General features: G+C 41.4%; 24 protein-coding genes, 1 tRNA gene and 1 other RNA gene. 17 read left to right on the top strand and 9 right to left on the bottom strand.

All coding sequences use genetic code 11. The annotated features are described in order from the left end of the window. Positions 1–26: 26 nt before the first annotated feature. From NH399_RS00865 to ffs, 3 genes are all read right to left on the bottom strand, one after another. Positions 27–347 carry a YbaB/EbfC family nucleoid-associated protein gene (locus NH399_RS00865; protein WP_256489182.1) on the bottom strand — a complete coding sequence of 107 codons (321 nt, stop codon included), beginning with the start codon at positions 345–347 and terminating at the stop codon, positions 27–29. A gap of 117 nt (positions 348–464) precedes the next feature. Then, on the bottom strand, positions 465–2483 hold the full coding sequence (dnaX, locus tag NH399_RS00870) for a DNA polymerase III subunit gamma/tau (protein ID WP_253036520.1): 2019 nt from the start codon (positions 2481–2483) through the stop codon (positions 465–467). Between the two features lie 162 nt (positions 2484–2645). Beyond that, an RNA gene (gene ffs, locus NH399_RS00875) (signal recognition particle sRNA small type) lies at positions 2646–2742 on the bottom strand. A 386-nt stretch (positions 2743–3128) separates the two neighbouring features. Here ffs and NH399_RS00880 point away from each other — a divergent pair. After that, complete coding sequence (locus tag NH399_RS00880; RefSeq protein WP_253036521.1) at positions 3129–3632, top strand: ATP-binding protein; 504 nt, start codon at positions 3129–3131, stop codon at positions 3630–3632. Beyond that, complete coding sequence (locus tag NH399_RS00885) at positions 3629–3934, top strand: STAS domain-containing protein (RefSeq protein ID WP_253036522.1); 306 nt, start codon at positions 3629–3631, stop codon at positions 3932–3934. The genes NH399_RS00880 and NH399_RS00885 overlap by 4 nt, the downstream gene beginning before the upstream one ends. A 79-nt stretch (positions 3935–4013) precedes the next feature. On the opposite strand, the gene NH399_RS00890 is transcribed toward NH399_RS00885, so the two are convergent. Continuing rightward, positions 4014–4442: an Hsp20 family protein gene (locus NH399_RS00890; protein WP_253036523.1), complete on the bottom strand. Its 429-nt coding sequence runs from the start codon at positions 4440–4442 to the stop codon at positions 4014–4016. 712 nt (positions 4443–5154) lie between these two features. Here NH399_RS00890 and NH399_RS00895 point away from each other — a divergent pair. Beyond that, a complete protein-coding gene (locus NH399_RS00895) occupies positions 5155–6666 on the top strand; it encodes a B12-binding domain-containing radical SAM protein (RefSeq protein ID WP_253036524.1) in 1512 nt (503 codons plus the stop codon). Positions 6667–6675: 9 nt separating this feature from the next. After that, positions 6676–8154, top strand: coding sequence for an FMN-binding glutamate synthase family protein (locus NH399_RS00900; protein WP_253036525.1), 1479 nt, complete (start codon positions 6676–6678; stop codon positions 8152–8154). A gap of 71 nt (positions 8155–8225) precedes the next feature. Here the strand turns inward: NH399_RS00900 and NH399_RS00905 are convergent, their stop codons facing one another. Both NH399_RS00905 and NH399_RS00910 read right to left on the bottom strand, forming a co-directional pair. Beyond that, complete coding sequence (locus NH399_RS00905) at positions 8226–8483, bottom strand: glutathione S-transferase N-terminal domain-containing protein (RefSeq protein ID WP_253036526.1); 258 nt, start codon at positions 8481–8483, stop codon at positions 8226–8228. A 130-nt stretch (positions 8484–8613) separates the two neighbouring features. Beyond that, on the bottom strand, positions 8614–9165 hold the full coding sequence (locus NH399_RS00910; RefSeq protein ID WP_253036527.1) for a SprT-like domain-containing protein: 552 nt from the start codon (positions 9163–9165) through the stop codon (positions 8614–8616). A gap of 71 nt (positions 9166–9236) precedes the next feature. Here NH399_RS00910 and NH399_RS00915 point away from each other — a divergent pair, with 71 nt between their 5' ends. Next, entirely contained in the window at positions 9237–9635 is a 399-nt protein-coding gene (locus NH399_RS00915) for a phnA protein (protein WP_253036528.1), read from the top strand. Between the two features lie 44 nt (positions 9636–9679). Here the strand turns inward: NH399_RS00915 and NH399_RS00920 are convergent, their stop codons facing one another. Beyond that, positions 9680–10105 (bottom strand): helix-turn-helix domain-containing protein, encoded by a 426-nt coding sequence (locus tag NH399_RS00920; protein WP_253036529.1) that lies wholly within the window; start codon positions 10103–10105, stop codon positions 9680–9682. A gap of 95 nt (positions 10106–10200) precedes the next feature. Here NH399_RS00920 and NH399_RS00925 point away from each other — a divergent pair, with 95 nt between their 5' ends. From NH399_RS00925 to NH399_RS00945, 5 genes are all read left to right on the top strand, one after another. Beyond that, entirely contained in the window at positions 10201–10839 is a 639-nt protein-coding gene (locus NH399_RS00925) for a glutathione S-transferase family protein (protein ID WP_253036530.1), read from the top strand. 10 nt (positions 10840–10849) lie between these two features. Further along, positions 10850–11278 (top strand): hypothetical protein, encoded by a 429-nt coding sequence (locus NH399_RS00930; RefSeq protein ID WP_253036531.1) that lies wholly within the window; start codon positions 10850–10852, stop codon positions 11276–11278. Further along, on the top strand, positions 11265–11885 hold the full coding sequence (locus NH399_RS00935) for a hypothetical protein (RefSeq protein WP_253036532.1): 621 nt from the start codon (positions 11265–11267) through the stop codon (positions 11883–11885). Before NH399_RS00930 ends, NH399_RS00935 begins: the two co-directional genes overlap by 14 nt. A 310-nt stretch (positions 11886–12195) precedes the next feature. Continuing rightward, positions 12196–12570, top strand: coding sequence for a GntR family transcriptional regulator (locus tag NH399_RS00940; RefSeq protein WP_253036533.1), 375 nt, complete (start codon positions 12196–12198; stop codon positions 12568–12570). A 114-nt stretch (positions 12571–12684) separates the two neighbouring features. After that, on the top strand, positions 12685–13434 hold the full coding sequence (locus NH399_RS00945) for a hypothetical protein (protein ID WP_253036534.1): 750 nt from the start codon (positions 12685–12687) through the stop codon (positions 13432–13434). 446 nt (positions 13435–13880) lie between these two features. Here the strand turns inward: NH399_RS00945 and NH399_RS00950 are convergent, their stop codons facing one another. Then, the gene (locus NH399_RS00950; protein WP_253036535.1) at positions 13881–14477 is read right to left on the bottom strand and encodes a GNAT family N-acetyltransferase; all 597 of its coding nucleotides are present in this window, start codon (positions 14475–14477) and stop codon (positions 13881–13883) included. Positions 14478–14656: 179 nt separating this feature from the next. On the opposite strand from NH399_RS00950, the gene NH399_RS00955 reads away from it, so the two are divergent. From NH399_RS00955 to NH399_RS00985, 7 genes are all read left to right on the top strand, one after another. Further along, positions 14657–15331, top strand: a complete 675-nt coding sequence (locus NH399_RS00955) for a DUF2306 domain-containing protein (RefSeq protein ID WP_253036536.1) — start codon at positions 14657–14659, stop codon at positions 15329–15331. Positions 15332–16036: 705 nt separating this feature from the next. Further along, entirely contained in the window at positions 16037–16978 is a 942-nt protein-coding gene (locus NH399_RS00960; RefSeq protein ID WP_253036537.1) for a TraB/GumN family protein, read from the top strand. Between the two features lie 57 nt (positions 16979–17035). Continuing rightward, entirely contained in the window at positions 17036–17515 is a 480-nt protein-coding gene (locus NH399_RS00965) for a hypothetical protein (protein ID WP_253036538.1), read from the top strand. Beyond that, entirely contained in the window at positions 17512–17802 is a 291-nt protein-coding gene (locus tag NH399_RS00970) for a transcriptional regulator (RefSeq protein WP_253036539.1), read from the top strand. The genes NH399_RS00965 and NH399_RS00970 overlap by 4 nt, the downstream gene beginning before the upstream one ends. A 123-nt stretch (positions 17803–17925) precedes the next feature. Further along, on the top strand, positions 17926–18294 hold the full coding sequence (locus NH399_RS00975) for a hypothetical protein (protein WP_253036540.1): 369 nt from the start codon (positions 17926–17928) through the stop codon (positions 18292–18294). 253 nt (positions 18295–18547) lie between these two features. Continuing rightward, on the top strand, positions 18548–19642 hold the full coding sequence (locus NH399_RS00980) for an AraC family transcriptional regulator (RefSeq protein WP_253036541.1): 1095 nt from the start codon (positions 18548–18550) through the stop codon (positions 19640–19642). 355 nt (positions 19643–19997) lie between these two features. Next, positions 19998–20837 (top strand): DUF2306 domain-containing protein, encoded by an 840-nt coding sequence (locus NH399_RS00985; RefSeq protein WP_253036542.1) that lies wholly within the window; start codon positions 19998–20000, stop codon positions 20835–20837. Between the two features lie 65 nt (positions 20838–20902). Here the strand turns inward: NH399_RS00985 and NH399_RS00990 are convergent. After that, a tRNA-Ser gene (locus NH399_RS00990) sits at positions 20903–20993 on the bottom strand. Between the last annotated feature and the right edge of the window lie 205 nt (positions 20994–21198).

Genomic DNA, 21198 nt, shown 5'->3' on the forward strand with positions numbered 1-21198 from the left:
CAGCTTTTACGAACTCATAGCGAATATTAGAATGGCATTTTAAAACCAGGAGGAATAGGTAAGCCAGATGTTAACTCAGACATTTTATCTTGTGTTTGAGTTTCAACTTTGCGAACAGCGTCATTTATAGCCGCAGCAATCAAATCTTCCAAAATCTCTTTATCGTCCTGCAATAAGCTATCATCCAGCTCTACACGACGCACATCATGACGGCCATTCATGATCACTTTTACCATTCCGGCACCTGCTTCACCAGTGACTTCTAGAGACGCAGCTTCTTCTTGCATCTGCTGCATTTTCTCTTGCATCTGCTGCGCCTGCTTCATGATATTACCTAAGCCTTTCATAATTTACCTCTAACAAATATTTTTTAAAATAAGTTACGTTAATGCACAGCTGTTACAAATTGCGCAAACATCTACCAATCAAATTTAAAAGATGTTTAGGAGCTGTGCTTAAAAAATTTACGCTGGCTTTAACATAATGTTATCAACCGAGAGTTGCACCGAAAATTGATCAACAATGGTGCTTAACTTGGGGTTCGCCATTAAGTTATTTAAGCCTTCTTCCAGCGCTTGCTGGTGCAATTGTTCTGATAACTTTTTGGGAGTCATCAAATCATGCTCAGCCGTCGTAAAGCTCACCTCAATAGACTCACCAAACACATTAGATAATGCTTCTTTAACCTTTTGCTGAACTTTTGGCGTAATAAAATTTTGTACCGTTGAGAGTATATCCAACTGCAACTCGCTATTTTGCCATCCCCGAACCTGACTGTTGTTAAGTACTTGAAACGCCTGTCCGGTGATGTCTATTTGCTGTAAGCAACGATGCCAATGAGCCGGTTCTAACACGTCATTTTTAGCAACAGGAGTCGCTTCTTTCACAGGCACGGGCTTTTCACTGGGCGGTGCAGCTGACGTAGTTTGTTCGTCTTTTGCCGGAGTTCTTCCTAATGCTTGCTCGATACGTTGAGCTGGAGACAAAGCCTGGCTATTTTGTGGTTTCGCTTCAACGGTAGTCTCTGATACAGATATGGGGGCAACAGGCGCACTTTCAACAGGAGCCGATTCGGCAGGCGCTCTTTGCACAGGCTCAGTAACAACAGAAGCCTTGGTGTGATTACCATTAACCGATGACGCGGCTTCGATAGCGGGCTCTTTGATTGCCGCCATCGCCTCTTGCGCTCGAGAAACCGTCGCAGGTTTCTTAACAGGCATAGGTGGTGGCGGAGGCTCCGCGACCTGTGGGTTCGGCATTGGTGCAGTCACCGCCTGAGCTTGTATTGGCGCCGGAGCCGGAGCTTGAGAAGCAACGGGTTCCGCTGCTACTTCACGATTTTTTTTTTCTGGTGTTGGCTGTGGGGTACTGAAGTTTTTTGGGGCCGTTTGCGGCATTGGATTCTTAGCCGATTGCGGGCGGAAAACCAGCATACGGATCAGCGCCATAATAAAGCCTTCTTTAGCATCGGGTGCCAAAGACAGGTCTTTACGTGCATTGAGACCTAATTGATAAAAGAGTTGAATGTCTTGTTGCGACAGCTGCTGTGCCAACTCCGAGTAACGCTCGTCATCTAAATAAGTAGTGCCAACAATTTGTGCGACCGCCAACTGGTGCAAAACCGATAACAAATCAGCAAGCACCGCATTGTAATCAGGTGCAAACTCAGACATGCGCTCAGTCACTTCAATAATTTCGTTAGGCGCATTGTGAGCAAACGCTTGCAACAACTGGAATACAAACTGCTGATCAACCGCGCCCAGCATATCCGCAACTTCACTATGCTCAAGTTGTCCGCCACCAAAAGCGATGGCTTGATCCAGTAGGCTAAGCGCATCACGCATACTGCCATCAGCAGCCTTAGATAATAGCTTTAAGCTGTTGGAGTCAAACTGTATTTGTTCGGCTTGTAGTACCTGCTCTAAATGCTCTTGAATGGACTCAGGTGTCATACGTTTTAAATGAAACTGCAAACAACGAGACAACACCGTGACTGGGAGCTTTTGCGGATCGGTGGTCGCTAATAAGAACACAATATGGGGAGGCGGTTCTTCCAGAGTTTTTAGCAATGCATTAAAACTGCTGTTAGAAAGCATGTGTACTTCGTCAATCAGGTATACCTTGTAACGACCCCGAGTAGGACGATATTGTACGTTATCAAGTATTTCGCGAGTGTCTTCTACTTTAGTACGAGAAGCCGCATCCACTTCGATGAGATCAACAAAATTACCCTCATCCACTTCGCGGCAGGTGCCACACACACCACAAGGGTTGGCAGTAACACCCTGCTCACAATTTAAGCACTTGGAAAAAATACGAGCGATGGTTGTTTTACCAACACCACGGGTACCAGTAAATAAATAGGCATGATGCAGACGATCTTGCTCGATCGCATTAACAATCGCTTTTTGTACGTGGGATTGACCGACCAGCTGAGAAAAGTTTTTGGGCCGCCATTTGCGCGCTAATACGGTATATGACATTCAGATTTATCCGCGTGATTATTGTTCTTATCATTCGTCGTCAGGCGTTCATTATAATCGACTCAGGCCCTGAACTCTAACAAAATGAAGCAAAGAGTTTGAGAAAAATGATGAAAAACAGGAAGAAAAATAAGAGGTTCTGCGCAAACAGTTTTGGGTGGGACTTACCAGCCCGACCTCGGCACACGAGTCAGTTGCTACCGTTGCTCCCTTCCGGGCCTGGCGGGGTTCACAACCTATCATTGCGAGGGGACCAGTAAGTACCCATAGCGTGGTGAGGGCGCATTATCCACAATTTCCCAAGAAATGGAAAGCCCGGATTGTAAGAAATCTATAATTTTTTCAGCAGGATAGTTTTTTGATTAATCCCCACTCAGATGGTCGCTCAAAGCTTATTCATTATGGTTAACTTAGCAGCAACTCAAGAAATTCAATGTTTTCATTGTTCATTCCTTGCACGCTCTTAACCACCGAAACATATCTCAATAAGCACTAAATGAAGCAAAATTGTCACATCAATGCTCTCAAAAACAGATATAGTAAGTAATTGATGAACCTTATCTATTGCCAAAGCTAAATGACTTGCGCTATAGCTATCTCTCTATCTTGAGGTAATCGGCAAATGACGATGGGTAACCTATAATTGTGGCTTTTAGGGCAAACATAGCAAATATTGATGCCAACCAGAGAATGATGCAAAACAAAGATGCGCTGTTAACACTTCAATTTGAAGCCTATCCCCATAATTTAAAGGAGGTGAGAGGTTTGGTGTGCCAGCATCTTAAGGCCGCTGATTTTGGCCGGGAGGTAGCCGATGAGGTCGTATTAGCCGTGGATGAAGCCTGCCAGAACATTATTCGCCATGCTTATCAGTCGGAGCAAGGCGGATTGATTGATTTAGCGCTTTATTTGACAAATAATACACTCTCTGTTGAATTAGTGGATTACGCCCAGCCTTGCAATCCAGATTGCTGCGTACCTAAACCGAGGGAGCCTCTACAGCCGGGCGGTTTAGGATTACATTTTATGAATGAGCTGATGGATTCTGTATCCTACGAAAAACCGCCAGCTGGAGCGGGAAATCGCTTAGTTATGACTAAAACACATAACAACAAGAACAGCGGCAACAACAAAAGGAACAATGAATGAGTTATCAAGTAGCACAAAACGGCGAAGAAACCGTAGTATTTTTAGACGGCGATGTCGATCTGGAACGCTCTCCTTCTGCACGTAAAGTGTTATTGGAATGGGTAGAAAAAGGGCAAAATGTTGTTGTTGATATGTCTGAAGTTTCTTATATCGATTCGTCAGGTGTGGCAAGTCTAGTTGAAGCTTTGCAAGCATCCAAGAAAAACAACGTAGACTTTTATTTGAAGCAAGTAAGCGAACCAGCTTTAAAAGTTTTTAAACTTGCTCGATTAGAAAAAGTTTTTAATATTATCGAAGGTTAATTGGATAAACCCAACAAGAGCTCAGCTCTTGCTGGATTATTAATGATTAAAAAAGCGCATTCTCATGCGCTTTTTTGGTTTAGTTGATATTAATTCGTTTAACGAGTTCTTCTTCTGGCGTTTCTCGAACTAGTTGAATTCGTAGCAAGCCGTGCTTGAGTTCAGCACTTTTAACTTCTACGTGATCCGCCAAACGGAATTGACGGTCGAAAGCGCGAGTAGCGATGCCACGATGTAAATAAGTGGTTGTTTCGTCAGTTTTATCTTCAATGCGTCCAGTAACTGTTAGCGTGTCTTTTTTAACATTAATTTCAATGTCTGATTCACGAAATCCTGCAACAGCCATGGTAATAAAATAAGTGTCTTCTCCGGCCTTTTCGATGTTATAAGGCGGGAATCCTCCTCCGTTGTTTTCATCACGCATAGTGATGTTTTCGAAGAAGTCGTTGAAGCGATCAAAGCCTACAGAGTGGCGGAATAATGGTGATAAAGAAAAACGAGTAGTCATAATGACCTCCTTTAAATTAAGCAAGGTTTAAGTTTTTAATTTCGAGACCCTCATTAGGCATCCCGTAAGTTCTATATAGGGGTGGATTTTTTGTTTTCAATAAAGTTTTTTAAAAATTTTTTATTTATTATTTCGAAGCGCTTTGAACTTAGAGCATTTTAAACAGTAATTTTATAGATCTAAATTAATACTTGTGAACTTCCCATTTTTGATCAGTACAGATTTCGCCTTTATGCCCTGTTCGGGTATGCGGCGACCATTCTTTTTCAAGAGCGAAAAAGAAGGTCCTTAGATCCCATCTTGTATTACAAGATAGGGGCAAAACGCCCTTGGTCGCTGCGCTGGCATTTGCTCATCTAGGATTTTATGGATTGAGTATGCTTGTCGGTTCTGAAGGGATTTTTTGACCTTAAACGTGCCAAGGAAGATTCGATCAGATTTTGTGTTTTAGCTTGGTTTTCCTTCTAAGCTCTGAATTGTCAGATGACTCCATCGTGACTGGATAAGGCTTTACAGAGTGGTGCCTATAGGCCTTATCCTGAAACAGTGGCCTTTTCCGTCCCTTTTGTGGACTTACAAAAGGGGCTCGTCCAGCAGTACCTGAAGAGCATAAAAATAACAAAGACTCGACCGAATGCCTGCGTCATCCCCATATTTCCTATATAATTCACCCCAGACCATTAGATAGAAACTTGCGAATACTCAATCAGCCATGCCAAATATCATTCTGTCCACGTTAAACGCTAAGTACATCCATGCCAGCCTTGGATTGCGTTATCTGTACGCAAACCTCAAAGAGCTGCAACAGGAGACTTTGTTGCGAGAGTTTACGATTAAGGGCAAAGCCATTGATATGGTAGAAGAAATTCTTTCCCTTAAACCAAAGATCGTTGGTTTTGGCGTTTATATCTGGAATACTGAAGAAACACTGGCGGTGATAAGTCAGCTTAAGACCTTAGCGCCAGATATCATTATCGTGTTGGGTGGCCCAGAGGTGAGTTACGAGACAGAGCAGCAGCCATTGATTGAGTTTGCCGATTATGTACTTACCGGTGCGGCTGATTTGAGTTTTTATCAGCTATGTAAAGATATTTTGGCTGAGCAAAAACCCGATAAGAAAGTCTTAAACTCCAAACCTGTGAAGTTAGCGGAACTGGAGCTCCCCTACTCTCACTATTCTAACGATGATTTGAGTCACCGATTGATTTATGTGGAAGCTTCTCGAGGCTGCCCTTTTAAGTGTGAGTTCTGCTTATCGTCGTTAGATAAAACCTCCTACCCATTTGAATTGCAGCGTTTTCTGGATGCCATGGAGGATTTGTATCAACGCGGTGCCCGTCATTTTAAATTTGTTGATCGAACGTTCAATCTAAAAATAAAAACAACCATCGCCATTCTGGAGTTTTTTCTGGAGCGCATGAGTGATGATTTGTTTTTGCATTTCGAAGTGATTCCCGATCATTTACCCGAAGCGTTAAAAGAAGCTCTAAAGCAATTCCCAGAAGGGACTTTGCAGTTTGAAGTAGGTATTCAAACTTTTAATAGCGAAGTACAAAGCCATATCAGTCGTAAGCAAAATAACGAGAAGTCCAAAAACAATTTAACCTGGCTACGAGACAACACGACGGCTCATATTCATGCCGACCTCATTTTTGGACTGCCAGGCGAAACATTAGAAACCTTTGCCGACAGTTTTAACCAGCTTTATGAATGCAGGCCCCATGAAATCCAGATGGGAATATTAAAACGTCTAAAAGGCAGTCCGATTATTCGACATACAGACTCCTTTGATCTGCGTTTTAATCCGCTACCACCATTCAATATTTTGCAAAATAACTCCGTGGACTTCTTAACCATGCAACGGGTGAATCGCTTTGCCCGCTATTGGGACATGGTGGCTAACTCTGGACGTTTCCGCACAACATTACCTCTTCTGTTAAATACCAATCCTTTTGAACAATTTTTAATATTGTCAGATTGGTTTTATGAACAAACTCAACAGACTCATCAGCTTCATCTGCGTCGCTGGTTCGATCTCATCGCACAGGCGGTAGAAAGTTTGCACCCAGAGATTTTGGAACCCGTAATCTTTGCCCTGAAAAAAGATTTTGATGCTTCCAATCTAAAAGGAAGATTCGAATATAACCCTCAAAAAAATGAAATGATGGACACCTCATCATCTCTCAATAAACGATCGATTCGACAAAAACGACACTTACAATAAGGAATCATTATGTTTGAGCAGTTCGCATTTCAACTGTTGTTGTATCTGGCTGTAACTTTTGTAGTGCTACTCGGTATTGCCTTCTTAAGCATTATCGTGCTGTATCTTATCGATATTACACAAAGCAAACATACGATTCGTCGAAACTATCCCGTGATTGGTCGTTTTCGTTACTGGTTTGAACATCTGGGTGAGTTTTTCCGTCAATACTTTTTTGCCATGGATCGAGAAGAACTTCCCTTTAATCGAGCAGAGCGAAGCTGGGTGTATCGCGCAGCCAAAGACGTAGACAGAACCATTGCGTTTGGCTCAACCCGTAATCTGGAAATGCCAGGAACCATCATTTTTATGAATTCCGCATTTCCGACTCTAGAAGAAGACGCCACACCTGTTCAACCACTTCGCATTGGCCCACACTGCCCACACCCCTACGATGCAAAATCCATTTTTAATATATCAGGAATGAGCTATGGCGCTCTTTCTGCTCCTGCAGTATTGGCCCTATCAAAAGGTGCAGCAAAAGCAGGTTGCTGGATGAATACTGGTGAAGGTGGCTTATCTTCTTACCACTTAGAAGGTGGAGCTGATCTGGTGTTTCAGATAGGTACCGCTAAATATGGCGTACGTAATGAAAACGGTTCTATCGATATCGAAAAGCTAAAGTCGATTGCCGCTCATGACCAAGTCAAAATGTTCGAAATAAAAATGAGCCAGGGTGCCAAACCGGGTAAAGGCGGATTACTACCCGCAGAAAAAGTATCGGAAGAAATTTCTAAAATCAGAAGTATTCCAATTCATACGGCATCTATCAGCCCTAACGGACACCCTGAAATAAAATCTCCCAGTGATCTGTTAGATATGATCCAGTTGGTGCGTGAAACAACGGGTAAACCCGTCGGCTTTAAAGCCGTATTAGGTGAGCTTAACTGGATACAACGCTTATTTGAAGAAATTAAACATCGCGGCATCGAATCTGCCCCAGATTTTATCACCCTTGATAGTGCCGACGGAGGGACTGGAGCCGCACCACAACCTTTGATGGATTACGTGGGATTAACGGTGCGTGAAAGTTTGCCATGGCTTGTAGATGAATTGCGTCAAAGAGATTTAAAAGATCGAATCAAGGTGATTGTATCTGGCAAAATGATTACACCATCAAAAGTTGCCTGGGCATTATCGATGGGAGCTGACTTTGTTGTCTCTGCTCGTGGTTTTATGTTTTCTCTTGGCTGTATTCAAGCATTACAATGTAATAAGAATACCTGCCCTACTGGCATTACTACCCATAATAAAACACTGCAAAAAGGTTTGGTGCCACAGGAAAAATCGGAACGAGTGGCCAACTATCATAAATACATTGAATACGGTGTCTGCTTGATCGCACACTCTTGTGGAGTGAAAGAACCCAGAGGATTAGAGCGCCAACATGTAAGGATTGTGAATGGTGATGGACAATCTCAACCAGTGAATAGCGTGATCTCTAACTAGAAATGGCCTGGCAATAACAAAACACCGAGTACACATTGACTTGATACTCGGTGTTTTATTGAATCCATTACTTACGCAGTTTGCGCGTTTTCTTTTAGCAAATAATCGACGATATCGCGGCTTTCGTACATCCACTGAGTATCGCCATCCTTCTCAATTTTTAGACAGGGAACTTGAGTTTTTCCGCCACCTGCCATCAACTCGTTACGAGCGTCAAAATCCTGATTAATATTCTTGAGTTCAATGTCTAAACTCATGGAGTCCAGCGACGCAAGAACGTAGTGGCAAAACGGACAAGAAGGAAAATAATATAAAGCTAATTTGTTCATGATACATCAACACCTTAAATACAATGATTCAGCCTTTCTTCGTACTCTATCAGCTTGCCGATAGAGCCTGGCTGACAGCCGAGCTATTGTCTCTTACTGAGTCATAAATATCCAGTTTGTTTCAGTTGATTTAATGAACAAGGCTGAGTTTATCCAATTCGACCTCTCCTCGCTCCCAGCGCAGATAGTCCTCAGTTGCCAAATAAAATATTTGTCCTTTGGTATCCGGGCGCCCTTTAATTGCAAACTGCTTAATATTGCGATTCTTTCGGTAGCGACCAGCCAATTTAACCAGCTCTTGCCTTTCTTGCTGATACCAAACCACCACCCAGGGATACTCCGGTACTTCAAAATGGCCTCGAGCTTGCGGAGATGCGCCTAACTGACGAGCATATTGTTTCCATATTGCACCATGCCCGGTGTATTCGTGGTAATACCAAGCCAGAGCATGAGCGGCTTCATGCAACAGCGTGTCTTCAACCACTGGCCAGGAGTTATGCTGTAGATGGTAACGGCTCACTTGTATACGTTGCTTTGAAGGCACACAGGCCCCCGCACGGCGACGGGCCGAATCAAAAAAAAGCGTCCAGTCTTCTAGTTCAGGATAGGTGATTTGTAACTGTCTAAAGGCGTTCTTTACACGTTGCTTAAGATCGTTCGGAGATGGGTTTGTTTCGTTCATTGATATTTGGTTGCTTAACCCGCTATAAGGCTGCTATTCTGCATGCCCCTTCCATTAAAAACCAGTAAATAATGGCCAAAGGTTTAGAGAAACACCGCCAGCGACACTCAGAGTTAAGTTTGTTTGGCAAAACATTAACGCGACGAGCGAAACATCATTGTGAGCTTTGTCAGGCTAGTGGTGTAAGCTTGAATATATTCGAGGTGCCGCCCGTTCCCAATGAGCCAGTCTTAGAACATTGCGCTTTTGTCTGTCAAACTTGTCTCGATCAGTTCAACGCGAAACAACTCGACGGCAATCATTTGCGTGCTTTAAATCATTCTGTATGGAGTGAAGTACCAGCTGTACAGGTAGCCGCTTTACTATTGCTTCGAAAGCTCGGTGCAGATTGGAGTGACGAGCTATTAGAACAAGTCTATCTCCAGCCCGAAATTGAAGAATGGGTACATAAAGCCGAGAAAGTATCCTAGTCTTTCCTTGCCTAAATATCAGTCGGGCAACATGTTGCTTATCTTTATAAAGGCACCTCGACCAACACCGTCCGCTGCCGAATCAATTGCAACAACTTTTCCTTATCTTTTTTCATCAGCTCAATAACTTGAGGTGGTGCAAAGGTATTCTGAATCGAGTCTAGTGCCCACAAAGTCAACTCAATCATGGTCGGCGCAAGCGCGATACCTTGATCCGTCAACTCATAAATATTTTTCTTACCATGATCGGGGTGAGGTTGTTTGCTAATAATCCCATGGCATTGAAGACGCTCCAAACGCTCAGAGAGAATATTAGTAGAGATACCCTCCCCCGCGTTGAGAAAATGGCCAAACTCGCGTCGGTTGGTAAACATAAGATCTCTGATAATCAGTAGAGTCCAGCGATCACCTAAAATCTCAAGGCCATTTGCAACGGCACAGGCCGAGCGCATTTTATCAATAGAAGTCATGTTTCAATTCTAATTTAGTTACTTGCATTTTACAAGTACAAGGCCTATATTATACTTGCAAAAAACAAGTAAACTGACACATCTCAGGAGTGAGTATGAACATTTACGGTTTCCCTACATTTAATTTATCCAAAGTATTAATCACAGCAGAAGAATTGAGCCTTGACTATGAACTTCATCTTTTGGATGCCTCCAAAGGCGAGCACAAGTCTCCTGAACACTTAGAAAGACACCCTCTTGGCAAAATACCTGCGATTGAATACCAAGGCGACTACTACATAGAAAGCAACTCAATTTGCCGCTTACTCGCAGAAGAAAATGACAATCGATTATATGGCAACTCAGCAAAAGATCATGCCAAAGTAAATCAATGGATCGACCTCTTTGGGTTCCATCTTGGGCGTTGGATGGGTGTTTTATATTTTGAGGAGTTAATAAAGTCCTACATCCCAAACAGCCAGGCCAACCCAGACAATATCGCTGAAGCCAACGAGTTTTTGCAACAACAGCTACCCGTTTTTAACAATGCACTGGAGCAACAAAACTTTTTAGTCAACGATCAATTAAGCATTGCCGACATCATTGCTTTTGCTTACTGCCAAACGCAGCATCACACCCAACTGAATTTTAACGACTACTCTAATATTGACCGCTGGTACCACAATATGAGCGAACGCCACGCTGTTAAAAAAGCGATGGCAAAACTTCCCAATCACATTAGCCCATTCAATTAAAGGTATTAGCATGTCTGCGAGAATGATCATTCAAGGCACCTTGGCTTATACTTTTGTTACCTTCCCTTTTGCCATCTTTTGGCATATTGTTTTGTTTGAAGAACGTTACAAAGCTTTTAACTACTTTGAAGGAGAGCCTAGCTTTGCACTGGGTTTTCTTTCTATTTTTGTGCAAGGGCTAGTGCTATCAACTCTATATTCGATCATTCGCGTAAATGGCCACTCTCTAGGCCAAGCACTAAAATATTCTTTGCTTATGGGCCTGTTTTTATGGAGCACTCATGTTATCGCATTTATTGCCAAGCAAACGATTCCAGATATGGGACTCTTCATCGCCTTAGAAAGCCTGTACCTTCTACTTCAATTTTTACTCTACGGACTTTGTATCTCCTGGATTTTTCGTCGTCAAGCCAAAGGGAAACTCAATGAACACCACTAAATTGCAACAAGCAGAACACGAATTTTTGCATCGGTATCCGGGCGGTTTTTTACATCCAGATATGCAGGCCATAGGGAAAAAGCACAAGATGGACGCGATGATTGCTTTTGCTAACGATCACTTTAAGAAAAGTCATTTTCGTCAACCTCAAGATATTGCGGAGAATATGATAAAAATGATCAGCCGTTCATCCATGGTATCTATGTTTGAAAAGCCCAAGTTTCGCGATTTTGTACATTCACTCAACGATAAAGAAACGCGAAAACTCAGCAACGCACTCAAAAATCAACTTCATGGCGACCAAAAAAAAGGATTTAACGATCTTCTAACATTACTTCAGGGGCAGAAACTGGCGAAGTGGTCATTAACGACCATTATTCCCAACTACTTTTATCCTAATGAGGAAGTATTTGTTAAACCCACGACGGCGAAAAATGTCATTGCTCATTTTGAACTACAGGGACTTGAATACAAACCAGCACCCAGTTGGGACTTTTATCAGAAATACAAGCAAGCAATTCACACGATGAAGCAGAAAGTGGATTCAACTTTAACATCCACTAACGCTGCTTTTTGTGGTTTCTTGATGATGACCTGTGGTCGTTAATCGTTAGTTTGGTTCTACGCTGTTAGCTCCCCTTCTCTCTCATCAGGTGGATATTCTCTTCTTGTAACCTTACTATCGTCCAGGGGTGTCCCCCTCTAACTAGGGGGGCACATCTCCCAGACAAAGCAACTCCCTCATCCTTACTCCTACTTTTCAGCATATCAAAGCAAAACCTTAACTGTCTGTTTTAATTGATTTTTTATCCTTTTTTTATCTTTACTGAAGAAAATTTAAACTCATAAGCTTGATCAAATCAAAACCAAGTTGTACCATTGGAACAAGTGGCACAACAAGTTAAGGAAAGTTCTGTGTGAATATCGAAATAGACATTGAAGACTCGCTGCCCGTTTTTGCCCAACTGATTGAACAAATAAAATCGGCGGTACTAAACAATCAACTCAAAGCGGGTGATCCGTTACCCTCTATCAGGCAACTGGCTAATGATCTGGAAGTGAATAATAAAACGGTAGCTAAAGCTTTTAAATTTTTAGAAAGAGATGGCGTTATCGAAACGAAAGGCTATCGAGGAACCTACATTCATCCCGATGCAAAGATAAATTCAGGCATCGACATTAACGCATTAATCCATACGCGACTGCAAGCCGTCGTTAAAGAACTCAAAGCGGTAGGAGCAACAGACTCCGAGCTTAGAATTGCATTCAAAAATATTGTCAACGACAATTAAAATCGAGGAATGATTATGTATAGCAATCTAATCTTTTATCCCATATTCATAGCACAAATTTGGTTGATCTCGATTTATTATCCATCAATCATTTCGAGCAGAGTAAAACATGTCTTGCAAAACTACCCTGCAGACGAGTATCCCAAGCTCTACACCCACACCCCAGATTATTTTGTAAAAAGACTGGCCATCTTTCAGTTTGTTAATGGAGTTAACTCTGTTCTCGGTCTTGCAATCTTACTGGCTGTTGCTTATTGGGATTCACAAACCGAAGGGAAAATTTCGGAAGCCATCCCGATGGCTTACTACATCATACAAATGCTGCCAATAGCCTTACTTGAATTGTTTACTTTTAAAGAGTTAAAGCTTATGCGCGAGCAAAATGATGCATCTAAACGCTCTGCTACCTTAACACCAAGAAAACTAACCGACTATGTCTCTGTAAGCCTTTTAGCATCCGCATTTATTTGCTATTTGATATTTGTTGTCTTTGTTATGTTTGTCTACAACTTCGACTTCGCTATAGACGGAAAACTGGTTATGAATCTAGTTTCAATGACTGTTATGAACCTGTTTTTTGCTGGCATCATCTATTGGAATCTCTACGGAAGAAAATCCGACCCACACCAGGCAGCGGAAGATCGATATAAACAGGTAAAGGCTGCGATCACTGGATTGGTTATCGTGAGTATAGTCAGCAGCCTGTTCTTAGTTGCAATGCTCGCTATACAAAATTACGACTTGCGTCTACTGCTACCTAGCTTCTCTAGCTTATTTGTTCAGCTAGGAGTCATTCTAACTATAGGAAGAGCCATTAAAGCAATGGACCTTAAGTCGACAAACTTTGATGTATACCGGAAATAATTAGTTAAGGATGGCGGCATGATGATAAAGGCTTTCCTCTCAACAACTGAATAAGCTGTTGAGTATCATCGGTCAAGGATGCGACGCCGCCAATAACTCACCCCAAAAGTAAGTAAAGTAGCACTTATCCTGATATCAGAATAAGTGCAAGGTCTCGCCTCGTCTGCTAGATAAGGTTTTTAGTATGAAAATGACAAGTAACCTTCTACAGTTAATACTCAACTTTAGCTTATCGGTTGTAGCTTTTTCATTTTTAGTAAGCACTTATTTAGCCATTAACTACATCCTTTTCAGCAACATTTCTCCATTTAGTATTATATTAATCAAATACGCAGTATCACTTTTCCTATATCCCAAATACACTTGTAGCATTTTCGATCTTCCATATACCAACGTATTTCTTTTATGTATATCACTTTCACTCTAATCTGAGAGAACGATTTAGCTTATTGAATCGACTTTCTCCAAAAAACCAAAGGTTTATCACTTTCTGACTCTTCACCTATTTCTCTCCAGGATATGTGGCAAACTTTGTCATCTCTCTTTTCGTAACCCAACGATCGCCATAAAGGCTCCAGACTGGAATAATTTTCTGGTCTACCAGGATGATCATCTTCTCGAATAACCGTAGCAATTAAAAACTCAGAGTAACGACCAAGTTCCTGAATGGCTTCTTCTGCAAATTGAAATAACCGCTTTCCATATCCCCTCCCTCTCACCCTAGGGTAAAGAAGTATTTCGCTAAAATAATACATGGAAGCCACATCCCCTTCCTTTTTCTGCCACGGAGACTGAACGTCATCATCCTCATATTGCAAGGGCAACCCCGTTATAGCGCCTACAACAGTATTGTCTTGACTAAGCGTTACTATAATACTGTCAGGTGTATCATTAAATTTACTCAAATATTTGCTTTCATAATCGAAGCCACCTTGATACAAATAGGGATACTCGCTAAAAATATCAATCCTCAAACGAGCGATAGATGGAATATTTTGCCTTACTTCTTCGTTTGTTAATAAACGAATAGAAAACTCAGACATTACAATGGCCTAGATGCAGTTTGTAGTCATTGAATAGTAGCAACTAAAACAAGCAACTTAAAATGAAAGAAAATAATTTATTACACTCTATAGTTGCTAAAGCTCTTCACCTAGGTACCATGATAGAGTAAGACATTGGAGACTAAGGCTGTTAAAGCACTAACTCAAGGAAATCAGCAATGATCTATGTTCACGTTATCTCAGGAGCTATCGCGCTCATACTTGGCACGATTGCCTTGTCGACTGCAAAAGGAAAAATATCACACCGAAAAGCCGGAAAATTCTTTTCAATTTCCTTGTTGATAGCATCAGCCAGCGCAGCCTATCTTGCTTACAATGCCAATGACTTCGTTTATATTTCCATTCTGGCTTTTTATCTGGCGCTCACTTCTTGGTTAACAGTGAGTAAGCAAGAAAATACTATCGACTATAAAGACATTAGCGCATTTTTGCTCATTGTTGTTGTCGCCTTTAACTTGATCCAATCGGGTATTACTGCAGCAAACTCTCCAGATGGTCGTTTAAACGACTTGCCAGCCATGGCTTATTATATCTTTGCTTCTATCGCAACGGCCTCTGCTTTGCTTGATTTAAGAATGATCGTAGCCAGAGGTATTCAAGGCAAGCACCGCATAATCAGACATTTATGGCGAATGCTTTTCGCTTTTATTATGGCGGTCGCTTCGTTTCTAGCACAGGACATTTTCCCTCGCTGGATCGTAGAGGCCCAATTACTCTGGTTACCACTCATATTCCTGCTGTTGCTCACGATCTATTGGATAACCAAAATGCTATTTAACCGTTATGCCAACCCACTTTTGTTAAGAACAAAATCCAAACCAGAGATCCAGTAAATAACAGGCAGTATGGAAAGTTCTATGTGGAGTCATTATATTTGTATGCATTAATCAGGAAAAATTAACTCTGGGAAGTGAGTATGCTACTAACGGCAGGGATCTTATCGTTCATTTTAGGCTTAGTTCACTCTATTCTAGGTGAAGTTCTGATTTTCAAATCTCTTCGTAAGGATGAAATCATTCCTTCACACGGAGGTAAGCTATTAAGACCAAGACAAGTGAGAATTTTGTGGGTTAGCTGGCACTTGGTGACTTTGTTTGGATGGGCTCTTGGCGTTATTTTATGTTCTGTTGCGACATTAGATAGCATCAATCATCTAGACATAATAATGAAAATAATCACAGCGACTATGTTCTTGGGGGCACTGCTGGTTTTGATAGGTACCAAAGGAAAGCATCCAGGATGGATAGTGCTCACCGCAATTAGTGTACTGTCAATGACTCCCTAAATTTCGATAGCAATCTCCTCTTCCGCTCTACCTAAACTCTGCGACAACTATCTCATAAACCACTGATCAATATAGATTTTTAAAGTTTATAGTGCTGACATACTTAATATCTTAGCGATTGCACTTCTCTCTTAACAAACACTTTATATCGGCTCTCAACACATCTAACTTTCCAACTTGGAAAGCTTTAACTTGCCAATACGGAAAGTCGATGATAATATTACTTTCCATATTGGCAAGTAAGGAGTTAACTATGCTTGGTAACATTCTTAACACCAAAGCTTTTGCGTGGAACATTTTAATAGCTGCCACTACTTTTGTGCTTCTGGTGACATTTAGCTCCCTATCCAGAGCTGATTCATCAAGTATTAATCCAATACAGAAAACAGACAGTTCTCAATCGTTGGTATGGAAAATTACAGGACCAGAAGTATCAGAACCTTCGTATTTAGCTGGAACCATACATGTAATTTGCAATAAAGACTTTACGCTAGATCAGCGCTTTGTGGATGGCATAAACAATACAGAGCAATTGGTCGGAGAAATTGACATGGATGACAAAGCGGAGAAACAAATAATGCATAAAGCCATGTTTTCTGACGTGTCACTTAAAGAGCGTATGTCCAAGCCTCAGTATCAACAATTCGAAGAACTGTTTAATGATATAACGGGGATGAAGTTGGATAAATTCGATTATATGAGTGTTTTTTCATTAATGAGGTTAATGACCATCTCTCAATTTCAATGTGCCCAAAGGACTTCAATAGAAAAAGAAATCTTACAATTAGCAAAGAAAAACAATAAGGAAGTTCTTGGGCTAGAGAAAGTCGCCGATCAGTTGAGGGCTTTTGAAAAAATGACGCCTCAATATGGGGACTTATTATCTTCCAAACAAGTTGCTCTATATAAAAAGGGAGCAGAACAAACCCAGAAATTATTAGATTTGTATTTTTCTGAAGACACTGAAGAGCTTTTTAATTATACAAGCCATTCATTTGATGATATGGGTGTCGATAAAGAAGTAAAGCGAGAACTACTAGATAAACGTAATAAAAGCTGGGCGAAAAAGATCCCTTCTATTATTGCTAAGAAGCCTACGTTTATCGCCGTTGGAGCAGGACATCTTGGCGGTAAGCAAGGAGTGATTCAACTGTTACGAGATCGAGGTCTGACACTTACACCTGTTGCGAAATAAGTTCATAACGGTAGAAGTTTGAATAAACGATCAACATTAAAGCTAAAGTGGTGAAGTATGAATAATCAAGAGCAAGATATAACCCATGAAAATGCTAAATCAGCATTAAAGATGATTGAAAACAGCCAAAAAGATTCAATCACTTCATTTAGACCAACGTTATCGGTCATGTTAATAGCTGCGGCCCTTTTCGGGGTTATGACAACATCAGCCAGCTATAGTAGTGGCAATAGCTTATGGTCATTCATAACCATTGTATCGACAGTTTTGTTTATATGCGTAATGACTTATCGGTATGTTTCTCTCCGATTAGATGGGAAGAAACTAAAGTTAACGCCCAACGGAATGAAAGGTGGATTATTTGTCTCAATAGAACTATTGATTTTAACAGTGGTTGCGATAGGTTCAATGGAACTTTATAAATCGGGAGAAGAGTGGGTGCCCATTGTGGGAGGGCTCATTAATGCAACGATTGTAATGATTTCACTTTATTACTTCCCTACTAGCGACTTTTCTAAGATCACGGAGGGAGAATGAGTAACTCAAGTTTTAACTCTATCATTCACGCGCCCAACAGATTACAAATATGCGCTCTACTAGCACCCGCAGAAGCTTTGGAGTTTATTGTCATTAAAAATCATCTTGAGGTCAGTGACTCAGTGCTTTCAAAACATATCAAAGTGCTAGAAGACGCAGGTATTGTCAAAGTAGAAAAGAAAATAAGAAATGGTAGAAACCATACCTGGGTATCACTAAGCACGGAAGGGAAAAAAGCGTTTGAAGAGCACGTTAATAAGTTAAAAGAGATTGTCGGGCTAAAGTAAAGAATCAATACGTCTAAACTTTTTAACACTAAGCAATAACTTAACCGTCACCTAACACCCTAACTTTTTAAGGCAGATGTTATGCCCTACGGCTTACTATCGCCCCCAAAATGGAGAAAAACCATGAAACTTAAACAAGCAGCAATGTGTCTTTATATACTGTTATTAACCCTACTAACTTCTTTTGCTTCAGCTAAGGATAATGAAACGAAACAAAAAACAGATTTACAAGAATATGTTGGCTCCTACCCTTCCCCACTTTTTAACGGCAATTTAAAAGTAATAAGCCGTGAAAATAAATTAATGCTAGATGTGCCAAATAAAGGCATTATCGAATTACTTCCAGCAGACTCAGACGGCTTTTGGACATTTATGGGAAAGCCTTATATGAGACTGAAATTTAACGAAAATGAAAACAACGAAATAATGTCACTAAGCATATTTAAAGCGCATAGAAAACTGGGAACAGCAATGCGTTCTGATAAAGACTAATCATAAGCTATGGGCACAGGCAAGCTGCGCCCATAGAACCTAAGAACAGATACCGAGATAAGCCTCAAGCCAGGCCTAATAGCCTCTGATGAGAACTTTGATATGCTTAAAACATCCATAAGAAGCACTCATAAGTAGGCTCCGCAGAACTTAGCCCATGTTATTTTGAAACAATTTCCACATTGAAGCGCCAAAGATGGAAAGTTATAATTTTTCTAGCGGGCAATGAATCAATAACTTAGGGTGGAAATACATGGAGCTGCAAACTCTTCAAGTCATTACGATTTTCACCAGCCTGGGCTTTATGCTCGCTCAGTTATTGATTAAAAGAAAACAAACAGCGCATATCTTGTTTGCTGTTTTTTGCGGCTCAATCGCCATGTCTGTAACAAAGGATCTATCTGCCAGCAGCCTTGGTGGATATCAGTATTTAATAGGGCTAGGCGCCTGTGCCACTTGCAATTGTTATTGGCTACTATCTCGAAGTCTTTTCAGGGGTAACGGTGGAATCTCAGCTCGCCACTATCTTTTGGCAGCCTCCATCGCCCTGCTCATTATGATCAACCAAGGATATTTGTTTGCTCACTATACTTACTCCAGTATTAATGCAGACAATAATCTCATTCGGCACCTACTTCGAGAAGCGACCGTTCTATTGTCATCCTATATCTTGGTTCTGTCTTTTTGGGAGGGCTGCCGAGGCTACTCTTCTTGCAGCCCACAAGAGAAATACCAACGCCTATTATTTCTAGCGACTTTTGGTTGTGCAGTGGCGACGGCTAAAATGGCGCGGGGAGTATTTTCTGCCGATCTGGCAGCACAAGAAATGGTAATTTCAGCCATCATCCTTTTTGTTTTGATTAACACTCAAATTTTGTTAGTTTGGCGTTTCAAATCCAATCCATTAACTACGAACTCAAATTCTGACAAGAGACCTGAACAACAAGAATTAGCACCTGAGGCAGCAAAATCATCAGTCCCAGATGAAACGCCGTTAGCAGAACAGATCGAAAAGCTGATAGTGAGAGAATCTTTATTCTTACAACCTAATCTGAAAATGGCCGATGTAGCCAGAAAACTGGATGTTCCAGAATATCGAATAAGCAATGCAGTTAGACATAATCTGGATGCTCGTAACTTTAACCAGTACATCAACGAGTTACGTGTAAAGCATGCGCAAGTATTACTCTCTGACTCAGACAAACAAAAATGGTCAGTGCTGGTGATTGGGCTTGAAAGTGGTTTTTCTTCTGCCGGGTCATTTACCAGAGCTTTTAAGTCAAATACAGGCCTCACCCCAAACCAATACAGGCAGCAATGTCTCTCTCAAGAACTTGAGCTAGCATAGCCAGTCGTTTCGCCAAGGACCATTCGTTGTCCAGACACAATAGCTTGCTTAGAAAGCCGTGCTCTCTCCTACCTCTTATCCTTCGATAATTCCTGGTTATTTGGAATCTGGGTTCCTGGTGCAATAGCTTTGAATCAATATGCTCATTGATAGACAAAAACTAAAATTGAAATACTCAATCTCTCTTTTGAGCAGCGACTTTTTAAAGTAAGCAATATCTGGTGCAAAAAAAACTTCAATACGACAAATAAGCCATTAATTAACCGATATTTATGCTTCAAAATCGGAATTCGGTGCGAAAACCCATTCATTTGCATTCAAACTAGCCTAACTTTTGTTAAATAGAGCTGTTTGCATGACAAAATCTAATACCTTCTCTCATTTATTTCACTTGGAGCCGGCAAAGAAGGCACTGACTATTAGCGCCCAGAGTTGGCTGGCAATCGCCCTTGTCGGGCAGTGGGCCTTTGCTTTATATATCTTCATGATTTATGCCGTCACCCTGGCCAACGGACTGGACGTAAATGATTTCTCTCCAGCCCCCAAACTCAAAAGCAGTGAAGGATTTGATCGCTTCCTGTTTTTTAGCCATGTGATTCCTGCCATATATTTGTCACTGTTTGGGTTATTTCAGCTGGTGCCTCAAATTCGTAATCGATTTAAAAGCTTCCATCGCTGGAACGGCAGGATCTTTCTAATACTCGGTTTTATTGGGGCAACCACAGGACTCTACCTACAATGGACCGGAGATAGATGGCAAAGTGTGACTGCCTCCCTGGGAATTACCCTAAACGGTTTGCTCATACTCGTGGCAGTATTTTTTACTTGGCACTATGCCATCAAAAAGCAAATCAATTTGCATAAGCGCTGGGCAGTTCATGCCTTTATTTTAGTTAACGGAGTGTGGAGCTTCCGGCTCTATTTAATGGGTTGGTACATGGTCAATCAAGGCCCTAATGGGAACACTCGTAACATTGATGGGCCTATGGATTTATTCTTGTCGTACGCATGCTATCTATTACCGATGGCTATTGCTGAGGTGTATTTTTGGGCCAATAGGCAACGCTCAAGCGGCAAAGTTTGGGGAGGCACATCGGTCATGACTATCGGCATCCTAATCACTTTGATTGGAGTGAGTGCAGCAGTGATAATGATGTGGACACCCAGAATCAGCAAAGTATTGGGGGTGCTATAGGTCGCTTTCGAAAATGACTGTTCAGACAAAAAAAAATGCGAACCATGGGTTCGCATTTTTGTATCTGGCGGTGAGGGAGGGATTCGAACCCTCGATAGGCGATTAACCTATACACGCTTTCCAGGCGTGCGCCTTCAACCACTCGGCCACCTCACCAATATTGAGCAACTTTTAAGCTCGTGACAGATAATTGAAGCAATCTGTCGAAGGCCGCCCACTCTATACAAATCGCTCCTTGTTTTCAATGGTTTAATGCAAAAAAGCCTTAATTTTATAACCCTCAACACCCCGCTTACTCCTTCGCTCAAAATCTGACAGAAACCTTTGCCCTACTCAGCCAAATTTTGTACAAAAGAGAAAA

The organism is Pleionea sp. CnH1-48, assembly GCF_024124665.1.
Classification (GTDB): domain Bacteria; phylum Pseudomonadota; class Gammaproteobacteria; order Enterobacterales; family Kangiellaceae; genus JAMXSB01.